General features: G+C 38.6%; 21 protein-coding genes. 2 read left to right on the plus strand and 19 right to left on the minus strand.

What is annotated here, in order from left to right:
• Positions 1 to 19: 19 nt before the first annotated feature.
• Entirely contained in the window at positions 20 to 1,036 is a 1,017-nt protein-coding gene (pheS, locus tag H4K35_RS12685; protein WP_182628338.1) for a phenylalanine--tRNA ligase subunit alpha, read from the plus strand.
• Between the two features lie 107 nt (positions 1,037 to 1,143).
• Here the strand turns inward: pheS and H4K35_RS12690 are convergent, their stop codons facing one another.
• The 6 genes from H4K35_RS12690 to H4K35_RS12715 form a co-directional block, all read right to left on the minus strand.
• Entirely contained in the window at positions 1,144 to 3,630 is a 2,487-nt protein-coding gene (locus H4K35_RS12690; protein WP_182628339.1) for a DUF5686 and carboxypeptidase regulatory-like domain-containing protein, read from the minus strand.
• 150 nt (positions 3,631 to 3,780) lie between these two features.
• On the minus strand, positions 3,781 to 4,500 hold the full coding sequence (locus tag H4K35_RS12695; RefSeq protein WP_182628340.1) for a hypothetical protein: 720 nt from the start codon (positions 4,498 to 4,500) through the stop codon (positions 3,781 to 3,783).
• Between the two features lie 11 nt (positions 4,501 to 4,511).
• A complete protein-coding gene (locus H4K35_RS12700) occupies positions 4,512 to 5,183 on the minus strand; it encodes a hypothetical protein (RefSeq protein WP_182628341.1) in 672 nt (223 codons plus the stop codon).
• A 17-nt stretch (positions 5,184 to 5,200) separates the two neighbouring features.
• Positions 5,201 to 5,842, minus strand: a complete 642-nt coding sequence (locus H4K35_RS12705; RefSeq protein ID WP_182628342.1) for a hypothetical protein — start codon at positions 5,840 to 5,842, stop codon at positions 5,201 to 5,203.
• 68 nt (positions 5,843 to 5,910) lie between these two features.
• Positions 5,911 to 6,564 (minus strand): hypothetical protein, encoded by a 654-nt coding sequence (locus tag H4K35_RS12710; RefSeq protein WP_182628343.1) that lies wholly within the window; start codon positions 6,562 to 6,564, stop codon positions 5,911 to 5,913.
• Between the two features lie 22 nt (positions 6,565 to 6,586).
• A complete protein-coding gene (locus H4K35_RS12715) occupies positions 6,587 to 6,922 on the minus strand; it encodes a PadR family transcriptional regulator (RefSeq protein WP_182628344.1) in 336 nt (111 codons plus the stop codon).
• A gap of 145 nt (positions 6,923 to 7,067) precedes the next feature.
• Between H4K35_RS12715 and H4K35_RS12720 the strand changes: the two genes are divergently transcribed.
• On the plus strand, positions 7,068 to 8,120 hold the full coding sequence (locus H4K35_RS12720) for a ferredoxin--NADP reductase (RefSeq protein ID WP_182628345.1): 1,053 nt from the start codon (positions 7,068 to 7,070) through the stop codon (positions 8,118 to 8,120).
• A 46-nt stretch (positions 8,121 to 8,166) separates the two neighbouring features.
• On the opposite strand, the gene H4K35_RS12725 is transcribed toward H4K35_RS12720, so the two are convergent.
• From H4K35_RS12725 to H4K35_RS12785, 13 genes are all read right to left on the minus strand, one after another.
• Positions 8,167 to 8,739 carry a hypothetical protein gene (locus H4K35_RS12725; protein ID WP_182628346.1) on the minus strand — a complete coding sequence of 191 codons (573 nt, stop codon included), beginning with the start codon at positions 8,737 to 8,739 and terminating at the stop codon, positions 8,167 to 8,169.
• A 61-nt stretch (positions 8,740 to 8,800) separates the two neighbouring features.
• Complete coding sequence (argH, locus tag H4K35_RS12730) at positions 8,801 to 10,132, minus strand: argininosuccinate lyase (RefSeq protein WP_182628347.1); 1,332 nt, start codon at positions 10,130 to 10,132, stop codon at positions 8,801 to 8,803.
• A 1-nt stretch (position 10,133) separates the two neighbouring features.
• Positions 10,134 to 11,195, minus strand: a complete 1,062-nt coding sequence (locus H4K35_RS12735; protein WP_182628348.1) for a M20 family metallo-hydrolase — start codon at positions 11,193 to 11,195, stop codon at positions 10,134 to 10,136.
• 8 nt (positions 11,196 to 11,203) lie between these two features.
• Positions 11,204 to 11,986 (minus strand): acetylglutamate kinase, encoded by a 783-nt coding sequence (argB, locus tag H4K35_RS12740; protein ID WP_182628349.1) that lies wholly within the window; start codon positions 11,984 to 11,986, stop codon positions 11,204 to 11,206.
• Positions 11,987 to 11,988: 2 nt separating this feature from the next.
• Positions 11,989 to 12,987 carry an acetylornithine carbamoyltransferase gene (locus tag H4K35_RS12745; RefSeq protein ID WP_182628350.1) on the minus strand — a complete coding sequence of 333 codons (999 nt, stop codon included), beginning with the start codon at positions 12,985 to 12,987 and terminating at the stop codon, positions 11,989 to 11,991.
• 11 nt (positions 12,988 to 12,998) lie between these two features.
• Positions 12,999 to 14,138 (minus strand): aspartate aminotransferase family protein, encoded by a 1,140-nt coding sequence (locus H4K35_RS12750; protein WP_182628351.1) that lies wholly within the window; start codon positions 14,136 to 14,138, stop codon positions 12,999 to 13,001.
• Between the two features lie 14 nt (positions 14,139 to 14,152).
• Complete coding sequence (gene argC / locus H4K35_RS12755) at positions 14,153 to 15,130, minus strand: N-acetyl-gamma-glutamyl-phosphate reductase (RefSeq protein ID WP_182628352.1); 978 nt, start codon at positions 15,128 to 15,130, stop codon at positions 14,153 to 14,155.
• Positions 15,123 to 16,328: an argininosuccinate synthase gene (gene argG / locus H4K35_RS12760; RefSeq protein ID WP_182628353.1), complete on the minus strand. Its 1,206-nt coding sequence runs from the start codon at positions 16,326 to 16,328 to the stop codon at positions 15,123 to 15,125. Before argG ends, argC begins: the two co-directional genes overlap by 8 nt.
• A gap of 8 nt (positions 16,329 to 16,336) precedes the next feature.
• Positions 16,337 to 17,017: a GNAT family N-acetyltransferase gene (locus H4K35_RS12765; RefSeq protein ID WP_182628354.1), complete on the minus strand. Its 681-nt coding sequence runs from the start codon at positions 17,015 to 17,017 to the stop codon at positions 16,337 to 16,339.
• Between the two features lie 503 nt (positions 17,018 to 17,520).
• Positions 17,521 to 18,432 carry a hypothetical protein gene (locus H4K35_RS12770; RefSeq protein WP_182628355.1) on the minus strand — a complete coding sequence of 304 codons (912 nt, stop codon included), beginning with the start codon at positions 18,430 to 18,432 and terminating at the stop codon, positions 17,521 to 17,523.
• Between the two features lie 289 nt (positions 18,433 to 18,721).
• Positions 18,722 to 19,234: an adenine phosphoribosyltransferase gene (locus tag H4K35_RS12775; RefSeq protein ID WP_182628356.1), complete on the minus strand. Its 513-nt coding sequence runs from the start codon at positions 19,232 to 19,234 to the stop codon at positions 18,722 to 18,724.
• Between the two features lie 36 nt (positions 19,235 to 19,270).
• The gene (locus H4K35_RS12780; RefSeq protein ID WP_182628357.1) at positions 19,271 to 20,314 is read right to left on the minus strand and encodes a glycosyltransferase family 9 protein; all 1,044 of its coding nucleotides are present in this window, start codon (positions 20,312 to 20,314) and stop codon (positions 19,271 to 19,273) included.
• Between the two features lie 186 nt (positions 20,315 to 20,500).
• Complete coding sequence (locus tag H4K35_RS12785; protein WP_182628358.1) at positions 20,501 to 21,106, minus strand: DUF4254 domain-containing protein; 606 nt, start codon at positions 21,104 to 21,106, stop codon at positions 20,501 to 20,503.
• Positions 21,107 to 21,122 lie beyond the last annotated feature (16 nt).

Raw genomic sequence — 21,122 nt, forward strand, 5'->3', positions numbered from 1 at the left:
GCCTTTTACTTTACTTAAAATGATAGATAAAATAAAAGAATACATCGGTGAGGCAGAACATTTCCATACTGATAACAAAGAACAACTAGAAGCTTTTAGAATTAAATTCCTTTCAAAAAAGGGAATTTTAAATGAATTATTTGCCTACTTCAAAACCGTTCCTAACGAGCAAAAAAAGGAATTCGGTCAGGCGATTAATACACTAAAAAGCGCCATTGAAACTAAAGTAAAAACCATCCAAGAGGAATTAGAATCTAAGAATGTACAAGGATTATATGGCGATTTAACTCGTCCTGGTTATCCGACACTAATTGGATCAAGACACCCAATTTCCCTTGTGAAGAATCAGATTGTTGATATTTTTAACAGCATAGGTTTTACTATTTCTGAAGGTCCAGAAATTGAAGACGATTGGCATAACTTCTCTGCATTGAACTTTCCTGACTATCACCCAGCACGTGATATGCAAGATTCCTTCTTTGTTCAATCGAATCCTCAACACTTATTGCGTACTCACACTTCATCAGTGCAAGCGCGCTATATGGAGGATCACAAACCGCCATTGCGAACAATTTCTCCTGGACGCGTATTTAGAAATGAGGATATTTCATCTCGCTCTCACTGTATTTTCCATCAAGTAGAAGGATTGTACATTGATAAAGATGTGTCTTTTGCTGATCTAAAACAAACCTTATTGTACTTTACAAAAGAGATGTTTGGAAAATCAAAGATTCGCTTGCGTCCTTCTTATTTCCCGTTTACGGAGCCAAGTGCAGAAGTAGATATCTATTGGGGGTTAAAAACAGAAGTAGACTATCGAATTACAAAAGGAACGGGTTGGCTAGAAATCATGGGATGTGGAATGGTTGATCCAAACGTTTTAACCAACTGTAACATCGATGCAAATGAATATAGTGGATTTGCTTTTGGGATGGGAATCGAGCGTATTGCTATGTTATTATACCAAATCAGCGATATTCGCATGTTCTACGAAAATGATGTGCGCTTCTTAGAGCAATTCAAATCAAACTTTTAATCGCATTTTATACAATACAAAAGCCCGATACAGTGTATCGGGCTTTTTTTTGGGAAGTATGTAAAATAAACTAAATTCAGGTCTCCCCCCAATATATCAAACGACTTTTAAAAGTCTTTTTTAAATCCAAACAGTAAGCCATCCTTGAAGAATGCACTACCTTGATAGGCGCGTACATAATCTACTCGAAACCCTTTCATGCTGCGAATACCGATATTGGACAATCCAACGGTAAACTCTTGGTAAGCTTTCATGTCTGATGTTGTAGCATTGTGATAACCCGCCACTACATTCCATCCCGTCCATTTAAGCAAAGGCAAACGATTCATAATAAATCCCTTGAAGTTATACTCAAGATGTGTTTCCACGTAGGATTTATTCGTACTCAAGCTGTAATATGGCAACAAATTAAAAGAACTCATGCGATCATTTTCAATAGTTAAATGCGTCTGATTCCCTGAAAAGTGTTTGCGATCCACATACGAAATATCATCTCCATCAAAGAAGTGCCCTCCTTTTATGTGATAGGACAACTCCCCCTTATTGCTGAAGGAAAGATCCTGCTTCACTCCAGCCACAACTAAGTCGTAATTATAGCCTTTTAGGTTGCCACTAAATGCTTTTTCATAGCCAATATTAATTTTTGGATAAGTGGTATTGGGAATATACCAACGCTTGTCTGGATAAGACACGTATTTCATCCCCAAATTGAGTGTTAGTCCTAGCTTAAACTTATACAGGTGATGCAATTCAATAGGAGCGCTTAAGGCATTTAAAGGCGCTGTAGGATCGTTGGAGGTATAAGCCCTACTTCCGGTATAAAAAGATCCATTGGCATTGTTAAACAACGGCTTTCGCTGTTCATATCCCAACTCTGTGCCAAGTGATACTGCTTGATCGAAGAATTTTCCGTTATAGCCGACATAGACCTCTTCGTTGTTGTAATACTTGGCGAAGTTTTTCCTAAATAGCAAGGAGAATAGACTATTAAACTGCTCACTGATATTATCCGGATGGAACTGTTTTATTTTAGTTCCCCCTCTGACATACATCAACGATTGATGTAGATCATTCAAGCGATGACTTAGCGTACCATAAGCGCGGAAACGCTCAGAGGCGAACCCATAATCAAAAGAAGCCTTAGCACTTGTATACGATATCTTGTCCTTTCCATAGAATTGAGCAGATACACCTGAACCCATATAGAAGCCCTGAACGGTATTAAAACCAATGGTTTCTAAATTAATCAATCCATCGTAAGCAAATCGAAAACGCTCTTCTTTGCTTTTGTAGTTGTATCCCAAAAGAGGAGAAGTCAGCGTAAATTTATTATAAACTACCCGAAGGCTATCTCTATAAGCTGGCGATTCCTTGCGTTCACGTATGCTATCTTTAAAGTGGTAATCTTGCGCTTCTTCTGCCGTTAAGGGGTACAAACGATGATTGATCCAAAACTCATCTTCCTTTTTATTGGCATCTTTGGCAAAAGATAAAACTTCCTTACCAAAATCCGCTCTAGTAAAATTTGGCGCGAAATCGTAGTTGTTGAATACGCTCAAGAACACCCCTTGTCCTTTAAAGCCAAATAAGCTAATCAATATATCCAAGGTTTGTGAACGCTTGACCCATGTGTTATTCGCTTGGTTATAAAAGAAATTTTGACTTATTGTGATTGATTCGAGAAAGGGTTGTTGTAAACTAATCCCTGTTACTGTAAGATCTACTCCATATAAAGCCGCCGAATCATCGACAATATAAATATCTCCGTAGAAAACAGGCTGATTCTTAACTTTAGGAGTTACTTTGATTTTATTAATCAATACGCCATTGTCTTTGAAAGTTGCCTCTAAATTAAATCGATAAAAAGAAAATGCTTGATTAGCCAAAGGAGAAATCAGTTGTAGATCAAAATCTGCGACGCGAAATTGATTGTCATAGAAATCGTACATCGACTCATCGGCTGTATTAAAACTATAGCCGTTGTTGTTTCCACTAACCTTAGAAGCAATTATGTGTTCTTTTAACTGATTTGGTTTTTGATATTTTAATTGGGAGACAGTTTCTGACAAGTAAAGAATCCCTTGGCCTAAGGAATCTAATCCGTTAGCTTTGTCTTGGCCAACATAGACTTTGTCTTGGACAAATTTGGGTATTTTTAAGCTCTTAATCATACCCTTAGAGTAAAAGTCGGCCGTAAAAGAAGCGACTCCCTGTGTATTTTTTGCTTTGTTGGCAATCGCACGACGAATAATCTCATCTGCCGGATTTTTTCCTACATTAATGACAATATCGTCCAATTGGAATTCTTCTTCTTGAAGGACAATATTCAGCGTCAAGGGACGTCCATCGTATTGCACGCTTTTTCTCTCGGTTTTATAGCCTAAGAACTGAAAGACAAGAGTAGCATTGCCCGTTGATTTTGGCAAAATTTCATATTCTCCTTTGTCGTTACTGATAACTCCTTGTTGTGTTTGCTCTAAAATAACAGTTGCATAACTAATGGGTATTCCTGCTTGATCAACAAGTGTTCCCCTGACCTGAGCAAAGGAAAACAGGGAAAAGGAACACACCAATAAGGTGATTATTTTTTTCATGTAGTAGATGTTGGTTGATACAACATAAGACGTCACCTTAGCTTTTATGTTACATTCCTTTAAGAAAATCTTTCATTTTCAATCATTTATCATATAATAAAAGCGACTTATTTCCGTCGCTCAACTATTTTATTTATCTGTTTTCTCTTGTTATTCCGCAACTATTTTCTTCTTTTGTTCTAGTAAGTCAGCCTCAACTTGAGGAACGACAACTCTTTTTAGAATATAGAGGTAAAGGACGGTCAAGGTCAGCAGTAAAGATGAAAAAACAACAGAGGATGTCGCGAATACAGGATTGTCTTGTACTGAAAATCGATGCATTGCAAAGCGAATGACCCAAAAAGTGATTACATAATAGGGCCAAATTTCTAAATTATACAAAACTGAATGCAACAACCACAAAGCTTCCCCTCTTTTTTTTCGACCTTGTTTTTGACGGTATAAGTGCCACAATTGATAGAACAAGAAAGAAGTACCCAAAAAGAGCAACCCCAATTGTATACTTTCATACGTATCGACATTTACCTGATTTATTAGCGCGAACAGCACTAAAAAAAGAGCTAGGGTAACCACAATTTTGGGAACTGTAAAAAAAGACTTCAACAGCGCAAAGCTTTTTTTGTAATAGGCATTAGTCAGCTGCTTTATTTTCTGCTCGACCACATCGCTGAACCCAAAAACGCCGAACTTTTTAAAAGCAACCTCAAGTGCCTGTTCAAAAGACAGTTGAGTATCCTTTTGCCACTGCGTTTCGATATCGTTGGCTAAATGATCGACCAATTCCAACTCAACATCGTAAAACTCAACATAGTGTTGACGGACAAAGCGGTGAAGTTCTTCTATTTCTTGAAGTGTAATTTTTCTCTCCATAGTTTTTCTATTTACAGTAATTGCCATTTGATTTGGTATATTTTTTCTTTTTTGTAGTCAATTCGCCAATGAATCATATAAAATAACATCACCAATCCGATGAAAATGTAGAAGTAAAAAAACCAATCACCGCTCGCAATGAATTTCATTTGAGTGAGTAGCGGCAGCATAACAAATATGCTTTGTACCCATCCGAGTCGTTTAAATTCCACTCGCAAGAACGCACCTGTTGCGGTGTACAACGGAATATCTTTCATCAAACTACGATTGAATATATAAAATATTCCAATACTTATATAAAGGGCAAGTAGTGTCCCTAATCCCCATACGATATCCGCATCTAAGTCTATAAAACGATAAAAAAAGCTACCGATCCCTAAAGTGGTTAACGCACCAAAGAAACAAGCTTTCGCTCCCCGTCTTAACCGCTCTTTATTCCACTGCTGAGCAATAAATTTCGGAATGCCTCTAAAGAAAAAAGAAGCAGGTTTCAACAACTCATCCCATTTTGCAATCACCAAGACAAAAGCTTCATCATAGCGCTTTGCGTTATGGAGTTCTTTCTCTATATCTGCTGCAATATGATCGACTACTTCGGCGCGAATATCCATGTAATACAAGCGATAGTGTTCTAATAAAAATTGGTCAATATGTTGAAGTTGATGTGGTGTAAGTGTTTGCATTCGTGTTCCTATTTAGATTATATAGATTGAGTGTTCACATGGCGATACTGTTGCATCACTTGACTAGCAAAAAAGACATTCAAGATCAACAAGTGAACAGCTACAACAAGTAGATGATACGGAGACAATAAAACATCTGCTGCAACGTCCTTTCTCAGGTGAAACATCGCAACGGTTAACGAGATAATATTCACCAACATCACACTGCCTAAGGCGTGCATGTAGAACTTCATTTCATAACTCTTTTGCTTAAAAAAGCGCTTTTGTACCACCACGGGAATAAAAAATCCGAGTAAGATACAGCCAAAACTAATCCAAGGGCTAGGGGTTAATTCCATAACCTGAAAATGTCCAAGGAACCAACTAGTCAAAAACAAAAGAGCAAAAAAGAAGTAAAATACCGCATCTTTACGACACAATTGCTTTACAATACACGTTGGAATACCTTGTTGTCCCAGCACAGGTTTTAATTCAAAATGCCATTTTCTCAGCACCTGCTTTTTTGCTTGTGCGTACTCAACCCCTTGCTCAAGGTAGTCCTCAATTTCACAGGCGATATGGTCCACAACCTCATCGCGAAATGCTTTGAACTCTAAGTGATACACTTGAAGTAAAAAGGCATCTATTTCTTCTATTTGATTGATATTCAGTTTTTTCATTTTACACAAACTCAGAGATTAAACATAGTACAAAACACCGTTTTACCGTCTTTTGTTCAAGGTATTGGTTATTTGACTACCTTGTATTTTTGATATTTACAGTATTTTCTAAATCGATAGAACAAAAAAGAGTTGAAAATCATATAGTAAACAACAAAAAAACTAAAAGTAAACTGCTGTTGCATGTCCCTCCAGATAAGATAAAAAACAGTCTCCACAGTTATAAACATAGCACTCGTCATCAAAACGTTCCTTGCTTTGCCTCTAAAAAAATCATAGCGATAATCTTGTACTTGTTTTGATTCTTTATATATAACAAAAACACCATAGGCATTCGCAATGAACAAACAACTCATCAAAGCCACCTGATTAAATTGTACATACCACACTGCCAATAGCAAGGGAATAGATAAAATCCCAGCAATCAGTAGAGATTGAAGCGCTACTATATTGTATTCCCTATTCAATTGATTTAAAATAAAATGGGGAATACCCTTGTATACGCCTTTATCATTGGCTATCAATCGAACATTCCAAGTTCTAAAAACAAGTGTGGTTGCTTCTTCATAGGTTTCTCCCTGATTCATTAGCTCTTCTATCTCACAAGCGATGTGATCGAGCACTTCATTGCGAATGTCATCCTGTTGCAACCTGTATTTTTGCAGTAAGCGCTTCTCAATATCCTGCACTTGTTCAAGGGAAATTTTTATTGTTTGTTCCATAATACCGTAATTTATTCAATAGTTAGGTCAATTTCAGGTTTACGATATTTTGCATATTGCGAATGAAACTTTCTAACTCTTCCATTTTATTATCCGTTTCCTTAACACCACTTTCGGTTAGCTTATAGTATTTTCTTACCCTTCCATCGACGCGTTCCATATCTACATCTAAAAACCCTTCAGCCTCTAACTTGTGTAGCGCTGGATAAAGTGCTCCTTCGGTTAAACTCATCTCCCCTGTGGTAATTTCCTTTACTTTTTGGGTGATTTCATAGCCATACATGCGGCCATTTTCAGCCAGTAACTTCATGATAATAGTATTTAAGCTACCCTTGTATAATTGTTGTTGCTTTGCCATATATAAGAATCTTAGGTATACAAATATAGTACTTTTTTAATACCTATAACTTATAGGTATAATAATTTTCGCTAATCTGAGTTCTAAAAACTTCCTTTTACTCCACGGGTTTTGTATTTTTGCCCAAAATAAACAGAACTAAACCATGTCAAGATTCAACAATTTAACGGTAAAAGAGATTCGAAGAGAAACTCCACATGCGGTATCTATTGCATTGGATGTTCCGGCATCCTTTCAACAGGAGTATACCTTTGTTGCTGGGCAATATCTCAATATTAGCTATGAACATAACGGCAAAGAGATAAGACGAGCTTATTCGATCTGTTCGACCCCGCAAAGTGGAGAGATTCGCATTGTGGTAAAAAAAGTAGAGCAAGGTGTGTTTTCCACCTATGCTAATGAAGAGTTGAAAGTTGGTGATCAATTAGCAGTAGAGGCTCCAGAAGGGCGTTTTACATTTACCCCCAATCCAGAGGTAACGGCTAATTATGCGGCTTTTGCTGCTGGTAGTGGTATTACGCCTGTTATGTCCATTTTGCAAAGTGTCTTAACCCAGGAGCCAAACAGCACCTTTGTTTTAGTCTACGGAAATAAATCAAGAGAAGAGACCATTTTCCACGAACAATTACACAAGCTTCAGGAGCAATACCCTGAAAGGCTTTACGTTCACTTCGTATATTCGAGGATGCGAGAAGGGGATTCGCTTTTCGGTCGCATTGACAAAGCAGCGATCAATTTTGTAGTTAACAACAAACACCAAGACAAAACTTTTTCGAGCTTTTTCTTGTGTGGGCCAGAAGATATGATTGACCTGGTAAGTGAAACCCTTCAATCGAAAGGCGTGGAGAAGGACAACATTTTATTTGAGATTTTCACTCCTAATACCGATGGAAATAATCCTATAGAATCCCAAGGAGGTAGCACAAGAGTTACGGTTATTGTTGACGATGAAGAATCGAGCTTTGAAATGCCGAAAAGTCAAGCGCTATTACATGGTGTATTAGAAGCAGGCATAGATGCGCCATACTCTTGTCAAGGTGGAATTTGCAGCTCTTGTATGTGTCGAGTGACCAAAGGATCTGCAACGATGAAGCGCAATAGTATTCTTACAGATGATGAAGTTGCTGAAGGATTAATTTTGTCGTGTCAGGCAATTGTCACTTCAGATGAAATTCACATCAACTACGATGATATTTAATAAAAAATGCTGAGATTCTCTCAGCATTTTTTATTACAATCCTAGACTATTTATCTGATCTTCGAAGATAGATATACACCTTTTTCATCCCTCCTGGACGTGTATAATGAGACAATTGGTCTTCTATTCGAAGATAGCCCGCTTGAAAGCCAATTTCTAATTCTCCTTTATACTTTTTTGATTGTGTAGTCGGAGCTTCTATTTTACCTCCCGTTAGCGGGTCAATAACAAAACCTCCAATTAAATTTAAATTTGTAAACAGATAACCCGGTCTAACGATGTTGTTTTGTACCATGTGAATCTCTGCGAAACCACCCACACATTTTTTTTCGTGTCGTCTATACTCTAAACGAACAAAATTATCATGCTCATCGTAGATAGGTGTCAACATATCTTCTTTCAAACAACTGTCTGAATCACTAGGCAAGAACCCTACGTTTCTACCTTCTATTTTAATTCCCGCATAAAAATAACTAGCTTTTCCCAGTTCAGAAAGATCCGTCAAAGGAGTATATTCGGAATTGAAAACAGCATCATACCCTTGTGAGTCCTCATCTGAGGAGCAACTAGCAATAAAAGGGATTATTAATAACAAGATGAAAATTCTTATATGTCTCATATTCTAACTATTTAACATAAAATTAAATTAAAAAAGAATATAAACCTAATTCAAAAAAAAATTACAATACCAAACGCATTAATTTATCTTTTATGCCTTTGAAGTCAAAGGCATTCACTACCCATTCAAATTCATTTTTAATTTCGTCATTCATCAAATGTCCAATACTACCTTGATGGGTATGCTCAACCTTTTTAACGGGTTGATAGGTACCTTCTTCAATTGCTAATCCAATTTGTTTGTAGGCTTCTCTAAAGGGTATTCCTTTTAAGACCAAATCATTCACTACCTCAACACTAAAAAGGTAATCGTACTTCGCATCTGCTAGAATTGTTGGATTTACTTGCAGGTGTTCCAACATCAATTGTGTCATGGCTAGACATTCTTTTAACGAAGTAAACGCTGGGAAAAGATTTTCCTTGAGCAATTGCAGATCACGGTGATAACCTGAGGGTAAATTGGTTGTCATAAAGGCAATTTCATTGGGTAGGGCTTGTATTTTATTGCAACGCGAGCGAATCAATTCCAATACATCGGGATTCTTTTTATGTGGCATAATGCTCGAGCCTGTGGTTAGTTGATCTGGAAAGGCGATAAAATTATAATTCTGGCTCATATACAAGCAACAATCCATTGCCCACTTACTAAGCGTAGCAGCAATAGCCCCCAGTGCTTGTGCTACTAATCGTTCGCTTTTTCCTCTTCCCATTTGTGCGTAAACGACGTTGTAATTCATACATTGGAAGCCCAGGAGTTCTGTCGTCAATTGTCGATCTAGGGGAAAAGAAGAACCATAGCCCGCTGCTGAACCTAAAGGGTTTTTATTGACCACCTTCCAAGCGGCTAACATCATTTCTAAATCATCGACTAAACTCTCGGCATATGCCCCAAACCACAGTCCAAAAGAAGAAGGCATTGCCACCTGCAAATGAGTATAGCCTGGCATTAACACCGCTTTATGTTGATTGCTCAATTGTTGAAACGTTTCAAAAACACCTTTCACCTGTTGCACCACACTTTCAATTTCATGGCGGAAATACAACTTCAAATCGACCAAAACCTGATCATTTCTAGAACGCCCTGCATGTATTTTTTTTCCTGCCTCGCCGATTCTTCTCGTCAAAAGCAATTCGACTTGGGAGTGAATATCCTCCACATCTTCTTCAATCTGAAAAGTTCCCGCTACGATCTCATGATAAATAGCCTTTAACTCTTTCTGAATAGTGGCTAATTCAGTTGCCGACAGCAACCCTATTTGTTGTAACATCTGGGTATGCGCCAAAGACCCTAGCACATCAAAAGAGGCTAAATTCATGTCCAACGTTCTATCTTGACCAACAGTAAATGCTTCAACCGCTTGATCTACTGCTGTGTTTTTTTGCCATAATTTCATTTTACTTCACAATTTGATTCAACATTTCAATATACAGGCTTATGCCCTGTTCTATCTCCTCGATATACACATATTCATCCGCCGTATGCGACCGTGCAGAATGACCAGGGCCACACTTTAAAGAAGGAATAGCTAACAAAGCTTGATCACTAGTTGTGGGAGAACCATAGGTATTACGTCCCAATTGAATACCCGCTTGTACAATCGGATGTTCTTTAGCTATAGAGGAGGGTTTTAAACGCGTTGAACGCGCATCCACCTCACAATCCACCTGTTGTTGTACGATTTCCAATACCTCCTCATTTGTATAGGCATCGGTGACGCGAATATCCACTACAAATGAACAAGTAGCAGGAATAACATTGTGTTGGGTTCCAGCCTGAATCATAGTCACACTCATCTTAATTGGTCCAAATTCTTCTGATACTTTAGGAAACTGGTAGGTATTAAACCAATTGATAGCTTCAATAGCCTTGAAAATAGCATTTTCGCCTTCATTTCGCGCGGCGTGACCAGAGCGTCCCCTCGCAACACAGTCCAATACCATCAACCCACGTTCTGCTATTGCCAAATGCATCTGTGTAGGTTCGCCCACAATGGCAAAATCCAAGTTTCCTAACTTGGGAAGAACGTACTCCAAACCAGCTGTCCCAGAGATTTCCTCTTCAGCAGTAGCGGCAATACAAAAATTGTATTTCAAATTTTCTTGCTTGTGAAAGTGGAGAAAAGTAGCCAACAACGAGACTAAACAGCCCCCTGCATCATTGCTCCCCAATCCGTATAATTTACCCTCACTGTGCGTAGGCATGAAGGGATCTCGGGTGTAATCCTGATTTGGACGTACCGTATCGTGGTGAGAATTCAACAGAATTGTCGGTTTACTCGCATCGTACTGTTGATTAAACGCCCAAACATTATTGAGTTCGCGATGTACTTCCACCCCCTGATCTGTTAAAAATTTAGCCAATAGCGTCGCCGTTTGATCTTCTTCTTTACTAAAAGAGGGAGTTGCAATTAATTTCTCTAGCAGTTTTATTGCTTGTATACTTCTTTCGTTTTTCATTTTTTTAGTTAATAGTGGCTAATCGTTGTTCCTGCCATGGGATCTAGAAGATCTTGTGCTTGTTTAATGCAAACGCGATACACCTCTCGTTCAACAGCCGCAAGCGCATTGGCAATCTTGGGCACCATCCCTGTTGCTATTACCCCCTCCTCTTTTAGTTGATTAAAAATAAGCGGGTTAATCGTATGAATTACAGATGAATCATCGTGTATATCTCGTAATACTCCTTTGCGTTCAAAACAGTAAACCAAATCAACTTGATAATGTCTTGCCAAGGCAATTGCTAAATTTGAGGCAATTGTATCCGCATTTGTATTCAATAGTTGTCCTTGTTGATCCGCTGTTATCGCCGAAAAAACAGGGCAAAGTTCTAGTTCTAGCAATTGTTTCAAACGTTTGCCATTGACCTCTTCAGGGGTAAAATCACCAACAAAACCATAATCTATGGTCGTTACAGGACGTCTTTGACTAGTAATCAACTGAGCATCCGAGCCTGAAACACCAAGGGCATCACAGTTTCTTGTTTGCAATTGGGCGACAATTTGCTTGTTAATCCATCCTGCATAAACCATAACAGTAACCGCTAACATGTCTTCGGAAGTAATGCGTCTACCCTCTACCATTTCAGTAGGAATACCCAGGGAATCCGCCAATTTAGTCGCTATTTTTCCTCCTCCATGTACTAAAATTTTTAGTGTATCCAATTGAGCAAAAGCAGTTAAAAAATCGCTTAATGCTTTTGCATCATCTACAATATTTCCACCTATCTTAATTACTGTTAGTTTTTGCATCTTTATTTATTTTTCAACATTTCTTGTAAAACCACTTGTGCAGCCCATACTCTATTCCCCGCTTCTTCCACAACAAGTGAATGTGGGCTATCCAAGACTTCCGCAGCGAGAACCAAATCGCGTCTGACAGGTAAACAGTGCATTACTTTTGCTTGATTAGTGGCTTTCAAATGTTCCAAGGTCAACATCCACGAAGGATCCGTACACGTAATCTGCCCATAATTTTCATAGCTAGACCAATTTTTAACGTAAACAAAGTCAGCTTCTTCCAAGGCTTCCTCTTGATTGGTTGTACAAGTTGCACTTTGAGTGAATTCTCCTTTTAGGGCATAGCCCTCCGGATGGGTGATAACGAAGTCAATTAATCCTTCTTTTTCCGCTTGTAACATCCATTCAGCGAATGAATTGGGTACTGCTTGTGGCAGAGATTTAACGTGAGGGGCCCAAGTTAAAACGACCTTTGGTCTCTTTTTCAATGGAACGTATTTCTTTGTCACTTCGTCATACTGGAAATTGCCGTGCTCGACAATAGTGATTAAGTCAGTAAAACTCTGTAAAGGGTGTCTTGTTGCTGCTTCTAAGCTCACTACAGGCTTGCCACAGTATTGTACAAATTTGTGAAAAAGAGCTTCACTATAATCTTCTTCAGCATTTTGTAACCCTGGAAAAGAGCGCAAACCTAGAATATCACAATATTGTCCCATTACAGCAGCGGCCTCTTTGATGTGCTCTGCCGTATTTCCATTCATGACAACACCGTCGTTTGTTTCCAGCGCCCAACCCTCAGAGGTCATATTCATTACCATCACGTCCATGCCGAGATTCATAGCCGCTCTTTGTGTACTCATACGTGTACGCAAACTCGGATTTAAAAACACCAACCCCAAGACTTTGCGTTTTCCCAAATGTTCATTTTGAAACGGATTAGCCTTGCATGCCATTGCGCTGTGTATTGCCTCAGATAAGGAAGGTAGATCGTGTATTGAAAAAAACTGTTTCATCGGTTCTCCTATTAATATTGTTGTATTCTCTTACTGAATTTGGTTAAAAATAGGTCTGCATCGCCTTTGGTAAGATTCAAAGCCGGCAGTAAACGAATGACGTTAGGACTTGCATTTCCAGTAAAAATGTGGTCTTTAAACAGCAAATCTTGGCGCATATTATTTAGTTCAACAGGGAGGTCGATGCCTATCATTAGTCCTTTTCCTCTCACAGCTTGAATTCTATCAAAAGAGCTGAGCTCATTCAACAAATAATTCCCTATTGTTTTGGCTTGTTGCAGTAATTGTTCTTGTTGCATCACTTCCAAAACGGCCAATGCAGCTGCACAAGCCAAGTGATTCCCACCAAAGGTAGTACCCAATTGGCCGTGCCACGGTTTGAACTCAGGTGAAATTGCTAAGGCGCCAATAGGAAAACCGTTGCCCATCCCCTTGGCCATGGTATATATATCCGCTTGAACACCCGCATCATGGACGGCGTAAAAAGACCCCGTTCTACCGTATCCACATTGAATCTCATCAGCAATAAAAACAGCGCCATACTGCGTGGTTAAGGCCCTAATCTTCTGTAAAAATGCCGGTGTAGCAACTTGAATACCTCCTACACCTTGAATACCTTCAATTATGACAGCCGTAACCTCCTCTCCATAGGAGGCAAATGCAGACTCTAGTGCTTGTTCATCATTAAATGGTAGGAATATCACTTGGTCCGTTTCATTTATTGGTGCACTTAGCTTGGGGTTAGCCGTGGTAGCAACTGCTAGAGAGGTTCGTCCGTGAAATGCAGCTGTAAAGGCAATTACCTTTTTTCTTCCATTGTGAAACGAAGCGAGCTTTAGTGCATTTTCATTGGCTTCTGCTCCTGAATTACACAAAAACAATTGATAAGCGGCAATCCCTCCTACCTCTCCCAATAGGGTAGCTAATTGTTGTTGAAGAGGAATCTCAATCGAATTGGAGTAAAATCCTACCAAGTCCAATTGCGCTTTTAGAGCCTTTACATAGTGAGGATGTGTATGTCCAATGGATATAACCGCATGACCTCCATAGAGATCCAAATAGGCTTGTCCGTTTGCATCGAAGACATAACTTCCCTGTCCTTTAACAATTTCAATTGGGTGTAAAGGATATACATCATATAATTTCATCATAATGGGTCGATTTTTTAAAAAGCAGACGCTTTTAGCATTAAACCTGTTTTTTCGTCTAATCCGAATAATAGATTCATATTTTGAACGGCTTGTCCAGAAGCTCCTTTCAATAAATTGTCGATGGCGCTGGTAATCAACACATCATTTTGGTGTTTTTCAATCGAAATCAAGCATTTATTGGTGTTTATTACTTGTTTCAGGTGAATTCCTTCCGCACTAAAATGAGTAAAAGGATGAGACGCATAGTAATTTGCATACAGCATTTGCAGCTCGCTTAACTCCAAAGAAGAGCTGAGCACCACACGTGCAAAAATTCCTCTTGTAAAATCCCCTCGTTCTGGAATAAACTTAATTGAAGGTATTCCCTTGTGTTGCAGCTGTGTTAAACTAGCACCTATTTCTGCCAAATGTTGATGGGTGAAAGCTTTATAGACTGAGGTATTATTGGCTCTCCAACTAAAATGAGAGGTAGAGGCTAAGCCTTGACCTGCACCTGTTGAACCCGTAACGGCCTGTATGTAAATAGAATCAGACAACATTTGTTGTTGCGCCAGAGGGAGCAAAGCCAATTGAATTGCCGTTGCAAAACAACCTGGATTAGCGACATATTGTGCTACTTTTAGCTGGGTTCGATTTAACTCAGGCAAGCCATATACAAAGGGGTTCTCCTGCGACTTTAGCCTAAAATCCTGACTTAGGTCGATAATTTTCACCTCTTTGCCAAAGGGGTGTTTTTGCAAAAATGCCATAGCATCCCCATGTCCTACACACAGAAAAACGACGTCAACAGTTGCTGATAGTTCATTGGTAAACAGCAGATCCGTATCGCCAAACAAGTCAGTATGTACGCTGTGAATGGGTTGATTGGCATGGCTATTCGAATGCACAAAAGCTAGTTCTACAAAGGGATGCAACAGCAATAAACGCAAAAGCTCACCGCCTGTATAGCCTGCACCACCTACAATGCCAACTGTAATTTTGTCTTTACTCATCGTCTTGTGTATTTACTTTGTGCCAAATCATCACTTGATTACCAAATATTTTTGAAAATCCCTTTACATCTTCCCCTGTCCAAGAATTATTCATCTCGCCGTAGCTACCGAAGTCATTAGACATTAAATCGTGTTTTGATTCAATTCCTTGAACGACAAAACGATGAGGATAAAGTGCAACCCAGACTTTACCGCTAACGGTTTTTTGCGTACTCAACAAAAAAGCTTCCATGTCGCGCATAATGGGATCGTGGAACTGTCCTTCGTGTAAGAAGTTGCCATAACTTGAACTTAGTTGTTCTTTCCAACTCAACTGCCACTTGGTTAAGGTATGTTTTTCAAGGGTGTGATGCGCCTTGACTAAGATTAGAGGAGCGGCAGCTTCAAAACCTACTCTGCCCTTAATTCCGATAATGGTATCCCCCACGTGAATATCACGTCCTATGCCAAAGGGCTGGGCTAAGGCTTGTAGTTGTTGGATCACTTCAGTAGGATTCATGGTAACACCATTCAGTGCTACTGGCTCTCCGTGATCAAACACAATCTCAACAACCTCCTCGGTTGTCTTGGTCACTGGAGTTGGCCAGGCTTCTTCTGGTAAATATAGGTTAGAAGTTAACGTTTCCTTTCCACCTACTGAAGTTCCCCACAACCCTTGGTTAATAGAATATTTTGCTTTTTCTGCATTTATTGTTACGCCCTGTTTCTCTAAGTAGGCGATCTCTTCCTCTCGGCTTAGTTTTAAATCTCGAATCGGAGTAACAATCGTCACATCGGGCAATAAAATATTGAAAATCATATCAAATCGAACCTGATCATTTCCTGCACCTGTACTTCCGTGAGCAATCGCATTGGCCTTCATTTGTTTGGCATACTGTGCAATTGCAGTCGCTTGACATACGCGTTCTGCACTAACAGACAGTGGATATGCTGCATTTTTCAATACATTGCCAAAAATCAAGTACTTGACACAGTTGTTGTAATACGCTTGCGTCTGGTCAATTGTCGTATGAGAGGCAACTCCTAACGCATAAGCTTTGGCTTCGATTGTCTGTAATTCTTCGGGGGAAAAACCACCTGTATTGACGAGGACTGAGTGTACCTCGTACCCTAATTCTTCTTTTAAATAAAGGACACAGAAACTAGTATCAAGGCCACCGCTAAAAGCTAAAACTATTTTTTTGTTCATCTTGTTCATTGTTACATTTAAAATAGGTGTGTTTTTTTCACCGTTTGTTTAATCTTCATCTGCAATCTTTTCAGTAGCGAATACTTCTTTTGCATTTCCTTTAATCGTTCTTTTGCTTTTGTCTTTTGATCGATTTTTGATCGCAATTCTCTTTCTTTTTCGACAGGATCCCACAACATGGAAGTACAGAGGCAGTTTTTTCGTTCTTTGCTTTGTAGAATTGAAAAGTTGATACAACTTTCACATCCTTTCCAAAACGACTCATCCTGTGTAAGTTCGGAGTAGGGAACAGGTTCATAGCCTAGATCAGAATTAATTTTCATTACGGCGAGACCTGTGGTTAATCCAAAAATTTTTGCCTGTGGATACGTGGATCGGGACAGTTCAAAAATGCGTTTTTTAATCGCTTTGGCTAAGCCTTCCTTTCGAAATACGGGGTTGACTATCAAACCAGAATTGGCAACGTAATCGCCATGACTCCAGGTCTCGATATAACAAAATCCTGCCCAAGTTCCATCTTGATGTAAAGCAATCACAGCTTTGCCTTCGAGCATTTTGTTCGCCACATATTCGGGTTGCCTTCTAGCAATTCCCGTACCGCGAGCTTGAGCAGAAAGAGCCATTTCCTCGCAAATTTGTGCAGCATAACCAACGTGTGTTTCATTCGCTGGTATAACGATAAACTGATTTGAATTCATCTCAAAAACAGACAGTTAGAATTCAACAAAGCCAATAGAAAAAACCGCCAAACGCATGAATTCTCCCTTTCAATCTCGTTGAAATACATTAAAAATTGGATAGATTTATTGAGTTGGGAGACCGTGAGGCGCCCAAAGATAAAGGATGCTTAAAAAATTAAGCCCGTGACCGCGATGACCGCGAAGTAGATAACAAGAAAATCCCAGCAGTAGCAGGAGCTATGCTGTGTGCCAAAAACGTAATATGTTGTACTGTTTTTTTCATTTCTCGTCTATACCCTGATGGGTTGGTACAAAGTTTTCTAATAATAATTTTAATATGCAAGCATTTTTAAAAAAAATAATATTTAATTTTCAAAACACTCATTGTCAATACATTATTTCATTATAGCGCAATATAAAACACTAAAAAATAAATGATAGATCCTGTTGAACAAAAACCAAGCCAAAAAAAAAGACTACTTCGAGAGTAGCCTTTCTTTCCATGCTGAGTTAGCATTGATTTATTTTTTGATTGTTATCGTCTTGTACGTATACACTTTACTATTTCCTATAAGCGCTTTATTATTCTTGTAATAACTTATTGCTTTAGTTGGATAACCTTGTGAATTAAATTCGTATTCCGTAACCCACTCAACACCTTCATACTCCTTAAAGGTAACAACATTGTTTTTTCCAATTTTTGACAGGGTTAACGGGTAGGTAGATTCATAATTGTCATATAGCAAACTAATATTCATATTTGCATATGGATTCAATTTATCATCATAAGTGAAAAATTCTTGTTCTCCATTGTCAGCCGGATTAAAAGCATGGATTATATTTCCATTGCTGTCGTATTCGTAGTTTATCGTATGCTGGCTGTTATCCATACTAGTCGTAATCGTGCTAATTTTGTTTTCTGCATTATAGCCGTAGGTTTTCAGTTCACCTTCGGTTACTTCAAAAGATTTCGTAAGCAATCCTTGGTTGTTATACTCAAAAGTTTCATCGTACCAGGACTCATTATTACTAATATCTACTACATGTAATCTTGTGATCAAATTAGCATCGTTGTATGTAATAGTAGATTTTGTTTTATTCAGGTATCCTCCATCAAAAGGAATCTCATCTAACTGATTGCTCTCAATTGCAGTCACTTGATTCTTTTGATTATAGGAAAACACATGTGTTGTCTGGCTAAAAAGTTCCGTTTTTATCAGCTCTCCACTCATGTAATGAGAAGAATACTCCGTTTCTTCCACGCGGTCCAATACAAATAGCGTTTCTTCATCAGGTTTCTCCTCTCCGGGTTTCTCCTCCCCTGGTTTTTCCTCTCCTGGTTTTTGCTTGCCCATTGAATTATCATCAGACGTACAATTGAAGGCAAGACAAGCAATAAAGCAAAGCCCTACCATTTTAAAAATCTTTTTCATGCTGTTTTAATTAAATTTAGCACAAAAATAACTTCTTTTTCCAATCGAAATTATCCCCATATAATTTTTATCGCAAATGATAAAAACACTCTTTATATCCAAAAAAAATCGATTAGTATCTGATTACAATTGCAACAAAAGTATTAAACAGTTCCTTTCGATATAAATTTGCTATCTTCTATTTTTACTATAAACCAGTTTTTTTACAATTTAATTCATTGATACGAGAAAAAAAAGGATGTCTTTCGACATCCTTTTTTTTTATATTCACTGAGAAATTAATTTTCAATTAGTATTGCAATAAGCTTTTTACATCATAGGGTTTTAATTTATCACGCCCGTGTAAAAACGACAGTTCCATTAAGAAATTTACTTGTACAATTTCTCCACCTAGTCGTTCTACCAATCGGCATACAGCTTCAGCAGTACCTCCTGTAGCTAAAACGTCATCGTGAATCAACACTTTTTCTCCAGGTTTAATGGCATCGGCGTGAATTTCCAAGATGTCGGTACCGTACTCTAACTGATATTCTTGGGCAAGGGTATCAAACGGCAATTTACCCGGTTTACGAACGGGTACAAATCCGGCATGTAGTTCTTTAGCTAACAAGGTGGCAAAGAAAAACCCTCGGCTTTCCATACCGACAACGCGATCTATTTTTTTATTGCCGACCAATGCTAAAAGCTGTTTCGTAGCAGCTTCCATTGCTGATGCATCATTTAAAAGTGGCGTAATATCTTTAAAACCAATTCCTTCTTTTGGGAAATCTTGAATATCTCTAATATAATGCTCTATCTTCATAATTTACTGTATTCGCGCTTTGTACGACTTGATTACTTATTTACTTTGTGCTACGGACATTACCTTGCTACACACCTGAATAGGGTCGATGGTACGCATTGCATTTTCATACCCTTCCACCACTTTATTGCCGTACACTGAGGTGGGCAACAACGGGTATTTTTGGCGATCTGCTGTAAGGCAATACGACATGGGCTGATTGAATGGTGCAAAACCCGCATAGGGATGTGTAGCGCCCCACAAAGTTACGACTTTTACCCCTAACATAGCCGCAATGTGTGCATTTCCAGAATCCATAGACAACATTACATCTAAGTGTTGAATCAGGTTCATCTCCACCTCTAACTTGACTTTACCTGCCATTACAATGACATTGTAATTATCGCGTTTCAATTGATTTAACAAGGCAATTTCTTTCTCTCCCCCACCAAAGAGAAAAATAACGCAATTCTCTTGTTCAGCTAGTTCATCCACTACTTTTTGCATTAAATCTAGCGGATAAACCTTGCTGTCATACTGTGCAAAAGGAGCAATCCCAATCCAAGTTTTGCCTTCTTCTTGGCAGAACTCTTTTAGCTCTGGAGCTAATTTGGGAACAACGGGAAAAGTAGGAGTATGCATTTCAACAGTAAATCCAAGTTTACCCAAGGTTTGAACGTGATTTTCAACCATCGTTTGTACAGGTTGAAACACTTTATTTTCAGCGCGAGTCAACGCTTTTTTGGCTGCTCTACCTTTGTCTAATGCCGCAGTCTGTATGCCGGAAAACTTGCATAGGGTACGCACAATTTGCGCGCGTAATACATTGTGAAAATCCGCAAAATAATCGGGTTTCATTTTTTTTATATCTCGATACAAGCGAATCAAACCCAAAAGTCCTTTGTGCTTTTTCTTGACATCTACAGAGAAGAAATCTACGCGCTGAATACCCTTGAAAAAAGGTTTAAAAAAAGGACGGGAAACAACAGTAACCCGAAGGTTAGGATGTTGCTCAACTAGAGCGCGAATCACTGGAACAGTCATGGCAACATCGCCCATAGCTGATAATCTAAAAATAACAATATGTTCTACCCCTTTCACTAAACTATGATTTTATTTGGAACAAGAAAAGCGTGATTATCCACGCTTTAACAAACAAAAGTAATTTTTTTTACTGATACAAAAAAAAGATATTTTACCCTGGGTTCTTTTCTTCATTTTCACCCTACAAGCACAGCCGAAGTAGAAACATAAAAAAAGGGAGTACACTTATACTCCCTTTTTTGGTTATTTTTTATTTTGATACAATACCGGATTTAATTCCTCGTCGTTGTACATTTTCATTTGTTTGTACACTTTCATGTATTTATCTCCGTTGGCGATATCGTTGAGTAGATCGTCGATTGCCGTAGACAAATCTTGTTTTTGCTCTAATAAAACGTCTAATTTCTCTTGACATTTTGCACGGTGCTCTGGCGTAGCTTCTGGTCTAGTTGCCTCTTCGCGCATGTGGTAAATCTTCAAAGCCAAAATAGAGAAACGATCGATCGCCCAAGCTGGACTTTCAGAGTTGATTTTAGCTCCTTCTTTTACTTTTACCCCTTGGTATTTGTTCAAGAAATAGCTGTCAATGTATTCAACCATATCCGTTCTTTCTTGGTTTGATGCATCAATTCTTCGCTTTAACGCTAAAGCAGCAACCGGATCAATCTGTGGGTCGCGGATAATATCCTCAAAATGCCATTGAACCGTATCAATCCAATTTTTTAGATATAATAAATGTCTGATATCATCTTTCGGATAAGGATTGCTAATAGGCTGATCTACATTATCGTATTTATGATAGTCGCGAATACTCTCTTCGAATATTGGAAATGCTAATGTTGAAAACATAGGAATAATTTTATTT

Origin of the sequence: Myroides sp. NP-2, from assembly GCF_014145665.1 — a bacterium.
Classification (GTDB): domain Bacteria; phylum Bacteroidota; class Bacteroidia; order Flavobacteriales; family Flavobacteriaceae; genus Flavobacterium.

Excerpts from the sequence above, each read along its gene's own strand:
- pheS (WP_182628338.1), top strand. The coding sequence starts at position 20 with ATGATAGATAAAATAAAAGAATACATCGGTGAGGCAGAACATTTCCAT.
- H4K35_RS12690 (WP_182628339.1), bottom strand. The coding sequence starts at position 3,630 with ATGAAAAAAATAATCACCTTATTGGTGTGTTCCTTTTCCCTGTTTTCC.
- H4K35_RS12695 (WP_182628340.1), bottom strand. The coding sequence starts at position 4,500 with ATGGAGAGAAAAATTACACTTCAAGAAATAGAAGAACTTCACCGCTTT.
- H4K35_RS12700 (WP_182628341.1), bottom strand. The coding sequence starts at position 5,183 with ATGCAAACACTTACACCACATCAACTTCAACATATTGACCAATTTTTA.
- H4K35_RS12705 (WP_182628342.1), bottom strand. The coding sequence starts at position 5,842 with ATGAAAAAACTGAATATCAATCAAATAGAAGAAATAGATGCCTTTTTA.
- H4K35_RS12710 (WP_182628343.1), bottom strand. The coding sequence starts at position 6,564 with ATGGAACAAACAATAAAAATTTCCCTTGAACAAGTGCAGGATATTGAG.
- H4K35_RS12715 (WP_182628344.1), bottom strand. The coding sequence starts at position 6,922 with ATGGCAAAGCAACAACAATTATACAAGGGTAGCTTAAATACTATTATC.
- H4K35_RS12720 (WP_182628345.1), top strand. The coding sequence starts at position 7,068 with ATGTCAAGATTCAACAATTTAACGGTAAAAGAGATTCGAAGAGAAACT.
- H4K35_RS12725 (WP_182628346.1), bottom strand. The coding sequence starts at position 8,739 with ATGAGACATATAAGAATTTTCATCTTGTTATTAATAATCCCTTTTATT.
- argH (WP_182628347.1), bottom strand. The coding sequence starts at position 10,132 with ATGAAATTATGGCAAAAAAACACAGCAGTAGATCAAGCGGTTGAAGCA.
- H4K35_RS12735 (WP_182628348.1), bottom strand. The coding sequence starts at position 11,195 with ATGAAAAACGAAAGAAGTATACAAGCAATAAAACTGCTAGAGAAATTA.
- argB (WP_182628349.1), bottom strand. The coding sequence starts at position 11,986 with ATGCAAAAACTAACAGTAATTAAGATAGGTGGAAATATTGTAGATGAT.
- H4K35_RS12745 (WP_182628350.1), bottom strand. The coding sequence starts at position 12,987 with ATGAAACAGTTTTTTTCAATACACGATCTACCTTCCTTATCTGAGGCA.
- H4K35_RS12750 (WP_182628351.1), bottom strand. The coding sequence starts at position 14,138 with ATGATGAAATTATATGATGTATATCCTTTACACCCAATTGAAATTGTT.
- argC (WP_182628352.1), bottom strand. The coding sequence starts at position 15,130 with ATGAGTAAAGACAAAATTACAGTTGGCATTGTAGGTGGTGCAGGCTAT.
- argG (WP_182628353.1), bottom strand. The coding sequence starts at position 16,328 with ATGAACAAGATGAACAAAAAAATAGTTTTAGCTTTTAGCGGTGGCCTT.
- H4K35_RS12765 (WP_182628354.1), bottom strand. The coding sequence starts at position 17,017 with ATGAATTCAAATCAGTTTATCGTTATACCAGCGAATGAAACACACGTT.
- H4K35_RS12770 (WP_182628355.1), bottom strand. The coding sequence starts at position 18,432 with ATGAAAAAGATTTTTAAAATGGTAGGGCTTTGCTTTATTGCTTGTCTT.
- H4K35_RS12775 (WP_182628356.1), bottom strand. The coding sequence starts at position 19,234 with ATGAAGATAGAGCATTATATTAGAGATATTCAAGATTTCCCAAAAGAA.
- H4K35_RS12785 (WP_182628358.1), bottom strand. The coding sequence starts at position 21,106 with ATGTTTTCAACATTAGCATTTCCAATATTCGAAGAGAGTATTCGCGAC.